The sequence below is a fragment of the Corallococcus sp. AB045 genome (genome assembly GCF_003668895.1).
In the GTDB taxonomy this organism is placed as follows: Bacteria; Myxococcota; Myxococcia; order Myxococcales; family Myxococcaceae; genus Corallococcus; species Corallococcus coralloides.
In genome coordinates this window covers 1-8,951 of sequence record NZ_RAWN01000287.1, presented here as the reverse complement: position 1 = coordinate 8,951, position 8,951 = coordinate 1, and the positions used below count along the sequence as shown (strand labels likewise).

At 68.0% G+C, this 8,951-nt stretch carries 6 protein-coding genes and 1 pseudogene; 6 read left to right on the top strand and 1 reads right to left on the bottom strand.

Annotated elements, in window-relative coordinates:
- The first annotated feature begins 261 nt into the window (after positions 1 to 261).
- The 4 genes from mutS (at position 262) to D7Y21_RS43210 (ending at position 6,307) form a co-directional block, all read left to right on the top strand.
- Positions 262 to 2,898 (top strand): DNA mismatch repair protein MutS, encoded by a 2,637-nt coding sequence (gene mutS, locus D7Y21_RS38185; protein WP_199735573.1) that lies wholly within the window; start codon positions 262 to 264, stop codon positions 2,896 to 2,898.
- Between the two features lie 70 nt (positions 2,899 to 2,968).
- Positions 2,969 to 4,117, top strand: a complete 1,149-nt coding sequence (locus D7Y21_RS38180; RefSeq protein ID WP_121718332.1) for a DNRLRE domain-containing protein — start codon at positions 2,969 to 2,971, stop codon at positions 4,115 to 4,117.
- A gap of 240 nt (positions 4,118 to 4,357) precedes the next feature.
- Complete coding sequence (locus D7Y21_RS38175) at positions 4,358 to 5,482, top strand: serine/threonine-protein kinase (protein ID WP_121718331.1); 1,125 nt, start codon at positions 4,358 to 4,360, stop codon at positions 5,480 to 5,482.
- A gap of 171 nt (positions 5,483 to 5,653) precedes the next feature.
- Entirely contained in the window at positions 5,654 to 6,307 is a 654-nt protein-coding gene (locus tag D7Y21_RS43210; RefSeq protein WP_233612454.1) for a protein kinase, read from the top strand.
- A 142-nt stretch (positions 6,308 to 6,449) separates the two neighbouring features.
- Here the strand turns inward: D7Y21_RS43210 and D7Y21_RS43205 are convergent, their stop codons facing one another.
- A complete protein-coding gene (locus tag D7Y21_RS43205; protein WP_233612453.1) occupies positions 6,450 to 6,623 on the bottom strand; it encodes a hypothetical protein in 174 nt (57 codons plus the stop codon).
- Between the two features lie 349 nt (positions 6,624 to 6,972).
- Here D7Y21_RS43205 and D7Y21_RS38165 point away from each other — a divergent pair, with 349 nt between their 5' ends.
- Both D7Y21_RS38165 and D7Y21_RS38160 read left to right on the top strand, forming a co-directional pair.
- Positions 6,973 to 7,887 (top strand): DUF2381 family protein, encoded by a 915-nt coding sequence (locus D7Y21_RS38165; RefSeq protein ID WP_121718330.1) that lies wholly within the window; start codon positions 6,973 to 6,975, stop codon positions 7,885 to 7,887.
- Between the two features lie 192 nt (positions 7,888 to 8,079).
- Positions 8,080 to 8,951 (top strand): annotated as a pseudogene (locus D7Y21_RS38160) (hypothetical protein); the annotation flags it as partial.

Here is an 8,951-nt window from a genome sequence, read left to right as displayed (position 1 = left end):
GGGGGGGGAGGGCCAGCAAACCGTTTTCGGAAACGGGCCCGTCGAAATGTCGGACGCCGGTGGTAGGCATACGCACCAGGTAGGGGCGTCCGTTCGTTGATCCGGGGGTAAGGTCGTGAGAGAAGGTCGGGGATGGCGGTGACGCAGCAGACGAAGACAGGCAAGGCGGCGGACGTGGCGCTGCCCGACGTGGACACGACTCCGGAAGTCGGAACGGGTGAGGCCCCCGCGGGTGCGCGGGAGATCGCTTCCCTGACCCCGATGATGCGCCAGTACCTGGAGGTGAAGGCGCTCCACCCGGACACGGTGCTCTTCTTCCGGCTGGGTGACTTCTACGAGATGTTCTTCGAGGACGCGGTGAAGGCCTCGGAGCTGCTCCAGATCACCCTCACGGCCCGTGCCAAGGGCGCGGACAAGATCCCCATGTGCGGGGTGCCGTACCACTCCTCGCGCCGGTACATCGCGAAGCTGGTGGAGCACGGCCTCAAGGTCGCCATCTGCGAGCAGGTGACGGAGCCGGGCGCGGGGCCGGGCATCGTGCAGCGGGAGGTCACCCGGGTCATCACGCCCGGCATGGTGCTGGACGACGAGGTGCTGGAGCCGCAGGCCAGCAACTTCCTCGCGGCCGTGTGCTGGGGTGAAGCGGGCTTCGGCGCGGCGCTGCTGGAGGCGTCCACCGGCGAGTTCTACACCTTCGAGGCTCAAGGGCTGTCGGAGCTGGTGGAGGGCCTGTCGCGCGTGGAGCCGCGCGAGCTGCTGGTGCCGCAGGGCATGCGGGACGCGCCGGAGGTGGTGCAGGTGTGCCAGCGGCTTTCGCGCGTGCCGGCCGTGGCGGAAAGCGAGGGCGCGGCCTTCGAGCACACCCGGGCCTCCGCGTTCCTGCGCTCGCACTTCAACGTGCAGTCGTTGTCCGCGTTCGGACTGGACGGCTCGCCGCTGGCCACCGGGGCGGCCGGGGCCGCGCTGCGCTACCTCAAGGACACGCAGAAGACGCCCGCGGCGCACGTGGACCGGCTGTCGCGCCAGGAGCGCGCGGGCTGCCTGGTGATGGACGAGTCCTCGCGCGGCAACCTGGAGGTGCTCAAGAGCCTGCGCGACGGCGGCCGCAAGGGGTCGCTGCTGGGCGTGTTGGACAGGACGGCCACGGGCCTGGGCGCACGCAAATTGGCGCGCTGGCTGTCCGCGCCGCTGTGCTCGCTGCCGGAGATTGAAGCGCGGCTGGACGCGGTGGAGGAGCTGTCCGGCAAGAGCGTGTGGCGCGAGGAGCTGGTGGCCACGCTCAAGGAGGTGGGCGACCTGGAGCGGCTGTGCGGCCGGCTGTCGCTGGGCGCGGGCAACGCACGCGATTTGCGCGCGCTGGGGCTGTCGCTGACGCAGCTGCCGAAGCTGGGCGCGGCGCTCGCGCGGTGTGACGCGGCGCTCTTGAAGGCGCTGTCCGGGCCGCTGGGCGCGCTGCCGGAGCTGGCGGACCTGCTGATGCGCGCGGTGACGGACGAGCCGCCGGTGGTCATCCGCGACGGCGGCTTCATCCGGCCGGGCTACCACGCGGAGCTGGATGACCTGGTGGCGCTGTCCACCACCGGCAAGGACTATCTGCTCAAGCTGGAGCAGCGGGAGAAGGACCGCACGGGCATCTCCTCGCTGAAGATCCGCTACAACAAGGTGTTTGGTTACTACCTGGAGGTAACGAAGGCGAACCTCCACGCGGTGCCCAAGGACTACATCCGCAAGCAGACCACGGTGGGCTCGGAGCGCTTCGTCACCGAGGAGCTGAAGGAGTACGAGGAGAAGGTCCTCACCGCGGAGGAGCGCCGCGTGGTGCTGGAGCTCCAGCTGTTCGAGGAGCTGCGCACGAAGGTCATCGCCGCGGCGCCGCGCATCCGTTCCGCGGCGGAGGCGGTAGCCACGGCGGACGCGCTGGTGTCCTTCGCGCGGTGCGCGGCGGAGTACGGCTATACGCGGCCCCAGGTGGACTCAGGGGAAGGGCTGACGATCACCGGCGGCCGGCACCCGGTGGTGGAGCGGATGCTGGGCTCGGGCGAGTCCTTCGTCCCCAACGACGTGCGGTTGGATCCGGAGGACGCGCAGCTGTTGGTCATCACCGGCCCGAACATGGCGGGCAAGAGCACGGTGATGCGGCAGGTGGCGCTGACGGCGCTGATGGCGCAGGCGGGCTCGTTCGTGCCGGCGAAGGCGGCGCGCATCGGCCTGTGCGACCGCATCTTCACGCGCGTGGGCGCTGCGGACAACCTGGCGCGCGGGCAGTCCACGTTCATGGTGGAGATGACGGAGACCAGCCACATCCTCCATCACGCCACGAACAAGAGCCTGGTCATCCTGGATGAGATTGGCCGTGGCACGTCCACGTTCGACGGCTTGTCCATCGCGTGGGCGGTGGCGGAGCACATCCACGACAAGGTGGGCGCGCGCTCGCTCTTCGCCACGCACTACCACGAGCTGGTGGACCTGGCGCGCGAGCGGCCCCGGGTGAAGAACCTGTGCATCGCCGTGAAGGAGCAGGGCGGCAAGGTCATCTTCCTGCGCAAGCTGATTCCTGGCGGAGCCAGCCGCTCCTACGGCATCGAGGTCGCGAAGCTCGCGGGCCTGCCGCCGGAGGTGGTGTCGCGCGCCCGCGAGCTGCTCCAGAACCTGGAGTCCGGCGAGCTGGACGACGCGGGCCGTCCCCGCGTGGCGGTGCGCTCCACGAAGCGCGTGGCGCCTGTGAGCGCGGGGCAGCTGGGGTTGTTCGGGGGGGCGGCTCCGGCCGCCGTGGCCGCGCCGCCCGTGCCTCCCGCGCACGCGGAGGTGCTGGAGTCACTTCGGACCGCCGCCATCGACCGGATGACGCCGCTGGACGCGCTCAACCTGCTGGCGAAGCTGAAGCAGACGTTGGGCTGAATACACTCTCTGTCTGCCCGGTCCGTGAGCTTGAGAGCAATGACTGCTCTCCTCACGGAAAAAGGCAGACATGATGAGTCGCTTCAGACTTCCGTCTTCATCCTCTGTAACAACCCTGCTGGCGGTGGCCGCGCTGTCGGCCCCGTCGCTGGCGCTGGCCTCCACGACGGTGACGCTCACGCCCGTCGCGGACTCCTACGTCTCGCCCGACGGGCCCGACGCGAACTTCGGGAACCACGGGACGTTCGTCGTGAACCGGGGGTTCGCCGAGGCCTACCTGCGCTTCGACCTGAGCGGCCTGCCCGCGAACGCGGTCATCACGGCCGCCAGCCTCAGCGCGCTGGCCTACGACGGCTACGCGTACGGAGGGGACGGCAATGTGTACACGTCCTTCGTCGCGGATGACTCATGGCAGGAGATGGGCATCACCTGGAACAACCGGCCCACTCCCGCCACGAGTCCGGTGGGCGAGTGGTTCCTCTGGTACGACTTCACGCCGGAGGACAAGCGGGGCGTCAATTCCAATGCCGCGCTCATCCCCGTCGTGCAGGGCGAACTGGCCGGCGACAAGTTGGTGAGCTTCCGGCTGCACTCGCCGGGATACAAGACGCGTTACCGGTCGCGTGAGTACAGCAACGCGGCCCAGCGTCCGGCGCTGACGCTCACCTATGAGCTGGGACCCGTCACCACGGTGCTGGAGCCGGAGGCGGATGCCTACGTCAACCACGATTATTGGGGGGAGTCCGACTGGAACTACGGTAGCGCGCAGGAGCTGGTCATCAACTACGGCTTCGACAAGAAGATCTTCCTGCGCTTCAACCTGGCCAGCATCCCCGCGGGGGCGATCATCCAGTCCGTGAAGCTGTCCGCCACTGCGTTCTGGGGCGTTTCGCCCGGTGGCGATGGCAACGTCTACACGTACCTGGTGCCGGACAACAACTGGGGTGAGTACAGCATCACGTACAACAACCAGCCCGCGGCCACCGGTTCCCCCCTGGGTTGGTGGTGGCTCTGGTACCCCACCATCAACCCGTACTTCGACCAGGTGGGCGTCACGGAGGATACGAACTTCATCCCCGTGCTCCAGGCCGCCTCGGACGCCTCCGACCGGCGCGTCTCCTTCCGGCTCTCCAGCCCGCACTACCTCACGAGCTACTACTCGCGTGAGTCCGCGGACGCGTCGAAGCATCCCACGTTGGAGGTGACGTACCTGCCGTAAGGCCGCGGCCCTGTCCTGAAGGGCAGGGCGCCCCCACGCAATCGCTCCCGTCCTCGTTCGAGCAAGGAACCAGGATGGGAGCGAGGGGGCTGTCTCCACGATGGAGGATGCGCATTGGCTTCGTCATGGCCTTGCCCCGGCCATGAACTTTTTGAGTCCTTGAGTGTGGACTTTAAAAGTCCACACGCTCAAACTCCTTGGAAGGCGTCACCGCGCCTTTCTCCCGCCTCCCGAGGAGTCATGCCCGAATCGACAACCGACGACCTGGCGCGCACGGAGGCCTCCCCGCGTCGCAGGCAGCTTCCGCCGACGCCTGACAGGCCTCTGCACCTCTTCACCATCGACGGCATCCGCTACGAGGCTGTCCGCGAATTGGTGCTGATGGAGACGGGCGAGTCGCTGATGCTTGCCCGGCGCTTCTCGGAGCGGGTCCCCGCGCTGCCCGGCTTCTGCTTCGTACGGCGGCTGGCGAACCCCTCCACGTACAGTCAGCGCACGCGCCTGGGAGAGGAGATTCAACTGGCGTTCCGGTTGCGCCACCCGGCCATCGCCCAGGTCTTCCACCGCAAGGTGCACCAGGACGCGCTGCATGTCGTCATGGAGTCCGTGGACGGCCCCTCCCTGGAGACGCTGGTGAGCGCGGGCGTGGCGCGCGGCCGGCCCGTCTCCGAAGCCCTCGCCCTCTATGTCGGCGGGGAGATCGCGGAGGCGCTGCACCACGCGCACACGCTGACGGACGCGGGCGGTCAGTCGCTGGGCGTCATCCACCGCGACGTCAACCCCCGGCACGTCTACGTGGGGACGCAAGGCGAGGTGAAGCTGACGAACTTCGGCGCGGCGTACTCGCTGGTGGTGGGGCGCCGGGAGTCCCCCGCCAACCTCGTCCGCGGAGACGTGGCCTACGCCTCGCCGGAGTACCTGGCGCGAGCGCCGCTTTCGCAGCGCTCCGACGTCTTCAGTCTGGGCGTGCTGCTGGTGGAGCTCTTCACGGGCAAGCATCTCTTTGACGTGGAAGACGTGCCGCGGCCGCCCCGTCACCTGGCGTATCTCTTCACGGAGCTCATTCTCTCGCTGCCACTGGCGCAGATGCAGGGGCTGCTGGCCCGCTTCGGCCCGGAGGATGTCGAGGAGGCCGTGGCCTTCCTGTCCCCGGACGTGAAGGCGATGCTGCATGCCGCGCTGCGCGCCAACCCCGACGAGCGTTTTGCCACGGCGGCGGACATGCGGGATGCCATGCGAGTCGCCCTGGCGAGGCGACACCCGGGCTATGGCCGGCAGGAGGCCGCGGCGGAGTGGGCCCAGGTGCTGGCGGAGGGCAGCGGCCTTCGCGACGAGGTGGAGTTGGGTGAGGGTGGCCAGGCGTAGCCCAGGGCGCGTAGGGATGAATGCGGGAGGTTGGAAGCGCTTCAGTGGACTCCACGAGTCGCCAGCGGGATGCGTCCCAACGCGTTGGGCTGCTCATGACTTGGGTAGGGTGCGCGCCCCGCCGGGAGGCCGCCGCATGCGAATAGGCTGGGAGTCCGAGGGAGGGGAGCCATGATTCAGGGGCCACCTCCCTCCGTGCTGACTCCGGGGGCCCAGGTGCTGGGCTACACGGTGGAGCGCCAGCTGGGGCAGGGCGGCTTTGGCACGGTGTACCTTGCGCACTGCGAGGGCCAGCGCTTTGCCCTGAAGCTGCTGCACCTGCCGCGCGTGGGCGAGCGGGCGGAGCGCGAAGTCTCCGTCCTCACCCGGCTGCGGCACGCCAACGTGGTGGGAATCCTGGGCCACGGCTACTGGCCGGTGGCCCAGCCTCAGTTCGCCATCATCGTCATGGAGTACGTGGACGGACGCAGGCTGGATGAATGGTCCGACGCGGAGAACCCCACGGCGCGGCAGGCGGCGCGCGTGCTGCTGGGCGTGGCTCGGGCGCTCGCCGCCGCCCATGCGGACGGGGTGGTGCACCGGGACGTGAAGGAGGCCAACGTCATGGTGCGCGCCTCGGATGGCGTGGCCAAGCTGGTGGACTTCGGCATTGGCGACTACGTGGGCGCACGTGATTTGACGGCCCGGCCGTGGCGGTGGCGCCCACGAAGCGCGGGGCCCTTAGCGCCTGGGTGGCGCTCGCCGTGGTGCTCGTCCTGGCGGGGGCCGTGTGGGGACCCAGGACGTGGCGCGGCTCGGGGCCTGTCGCCATTCGTCAGGAAGTAGCGACCTCCGGCGAGTCGCCTCAAGCTGACCGCGCCGCAGCTCCCACCGGGCCGGAGGCCACCGCCGCGGCCGTCGCGCTCCCCGCGACGCTCCAGGAGGATTCAGCCACCGTGACGACGCCGCCGAAAGACACGCAGTCCCTTCAGCTCCCCTCGAAGCCCACGAAGAAGAGGCTGGGCGTCATGGCCCGTGCGGTGAGCACGGCGGCGGCCTGCACGGCGCTCGCATGCCCTGGGACGCAGGTGCGCCCGCCTCCGCCGCCAGAGCCGTGTCCGGTGGGCGCGGTGAAGGCCATGGAGAAACGGGGAATGGTCATTGGGGACAAACATCCGGCGCTCTTCGTCAGGGGAAGCCCTCGGATCGTTTCAATCGGAGAGGGGCCCGTTGAAGTACACCTCGTTACTGACTGGGAAGGGCTGCCAGACAATAGCGTCTTGTCAGGGCGGAGCATCGTGCGTGACCGCGTCTATGCCCGGCTCACCTGGGCGACGACGCCACAGGGCGACAGTTTCCCTGTATGCCTTGAGGCTTATGCCGAAGAGGGACCGCGAGGCATGGCGCGAGAAGCCGGCGATGACTCTCCCTCCCGGGCCCGGATCTGGACGACAGCTTATTTGAAGGCTGTGAGTGAGTTCGAGTAGCACCTCCAACGGAGCGACTGTCGGGTGCCATCTCCATCATTTGTCGTTCTCCTGGGACTGCTTCTCGCTGGGGATGCCGCGATTGCGCAGGTGGATGTTTCATCGACAGTCCCAGGAGCACGGCGTATCGAATTGACCCCAGAGGGCGCTGGGAGCGTCAGCGAGGTGGTGGTCAGCCCGGGCCTTTCCACGATGCTTCTCTTCGACTCTGAGTTGCAGGGGGAGGGCATCGAGCTGGAAAATCGAGAACGCTTTTCCCTGGTGGACGTGGGGCAGGCCACCATCCGGCTTGTGCCCTCGGCCAACATCACCCCAGGCGAACGGTTCAAGCTGGTGGTGCGATTTCGGGACGGTGCGGCGCCAGTGACAGCGGTGTTCCTGCTGAAAGCACATCCGGCGAAGGCGGAGGCCACTGTCGAAGTCTACCGGAAAACGCGGACGATCGAGACGTATCAGCAAGAGATCCGGGATGCGCGCGCGGAGGCCTTCCGTTGCAAGGAAGACCTGGCGCGAATGACGTCTGCGCATCAGACACCGGGGGGATTGACGGGGCTCCTCTTCAACGGGGGATTGGATCCGCATGGAGTCGCGGGCCAGGTCCTGACCAAGGCTGTCGCGAAAACGGCGGCCAATGGACTGGAGACATCCTTCGTCAACGGTTACCGCTCCAGAATGCTGGTGGCAGTGGATGTCTTGATTGCGGTAAAGGCTGGAGTTTTGCCGTGGAGGGCCGAAGGGGCGACGCTCAAAGGCAGGACGGGCGAGGACTTGAAGATCCTTCAAGTCTGGCAAGTGACGCCAATACTCCCGGGAACCAGTGGGCGCGTCGTGGTTGAGGCCGAGGCTCCGGCCGCCGCTGTCCAAGGTCCCTTCTCGCTCAAGCTCTGGGAAGCAGATGGGCCTCGGAGCATCACGCTCGGCAACATGACGTTCCCCTGAGGGCTCGCGCCAGCAACGGGCTGACGACAAGGGACGCAAGGGGCCGTTAGGGGTCAGGAGTCAACCCCTGGTTTGAAACTCCTTGGCGCCTTCCACCTCCAGGAGCCTTCGCCCGTGGCCCGACGCCCTGTCGGACCGAACGGGGAACCTCTGTCCTTGCGGCCCCTGCTGGGGCCTTCTCGGGAGGCGTCGATGTTCGTGCGTCGGAGCTGGGCCGTCGTGCTGCTGCTGTTACCCGGAGCGGGCTGGGCGGAGGAGGTTTCCGACCTCCGGACCTACGAAGCAGTGGAGGACTCCGTCACCACCGATCCGGATGGGGTCGTTCCGCTTGAGCCTTCCATCAAGGATGCAGGCGCGCAGCCCAAGGAGGAGCCTCCGCTACCGACCCCGCCCGACTCGAGCTCGCGCTGGGCGAACCTCCTGAGCTTGGAGACCACGACGTGGACGTTGCTTCCCCGGAGTACAGCGGGGAGGGATGAAGGATTTCTGCAGGTGGTGCCGAAGTGGGTGGTGGCCAGGCCCGGAGTGCTTCACCTCGGCCTGGGCGCCCCGGTGCGACTGCGGATGTGGGGTGGTGGGAAAGGGGCCGGCCTCGTTCGGAGGGAGGACTGGGACACGCTGTCCGACTGGGGCCAGGTGGTGCGCATCCTCACGGTGGGAGGGGATGCACCGAACTCGCTGTGGATGGGCGCCCTGGAGTCATACACCCTGCTGTCCGGGCACCTGGTGCGTCGATACAACAACCGGGGCAATCCCAACTATCACCCCGCCGGGGCGGTGGTGACGGGCCTGATGGCGCCCGTATATGTGGAGGCTTTCGCCTCGGACGTGCTCGGTGCGCGGCTGATGGGCGCGGAAGTCGTCCTGGATGCGCAGCACCTGCTCTTCGGCCGCCCGCACAATCCCTTGCAGTACCTGCTGTCGCTGTCCGCGGTGCATGACTGGGGGAAGGCTGGAGGGCCTTCGGCGCCGATGACGCTGGCCCACCTGGATGGGACGGCCATTCTCGTGCGGCGCAGAAACCCCGAGGGCGGCTTCGAGCTGCAGGCGATGGGGGGCTGGGG

Coding starts and splice junctions, on each gene's coding strand:
- mutS (WP_199735573.1), top strand. CDS start 262: ATGATGCGCCAGTACCTGGAGGTGAAGGCGCTCCACCCGGACACGGTG.
- D7Y21_RS38180 (WP_121718332.1), top strand. CDS start 2,969: ATGATGAGTCGCTTCAGACTTCCGTCTTCATCCTCTGTAACAACCCTG.
- D7Y21_RS38175 (WP_121718331.1), top strand. CDS start 4,358: ATGCCCGAATCGACAACCGACGACCTGGCGCGCACGGAGGCCTCCCCG.
- D7Y21_RS43210 (WP_233612454.1), top strand. CDS start 5,654: ATGATTCAGGGGCCACCTCCCTCCGTGCTGACTCCGGGGGCCCAGGTG.
- D7Y21_RS43205 (WP_233612453.1), bottom strand. CDS start 6,623: ATGACCATTCCCCGTTTCTCCATGGCCTTCACCGCGCCCACCGGACAC.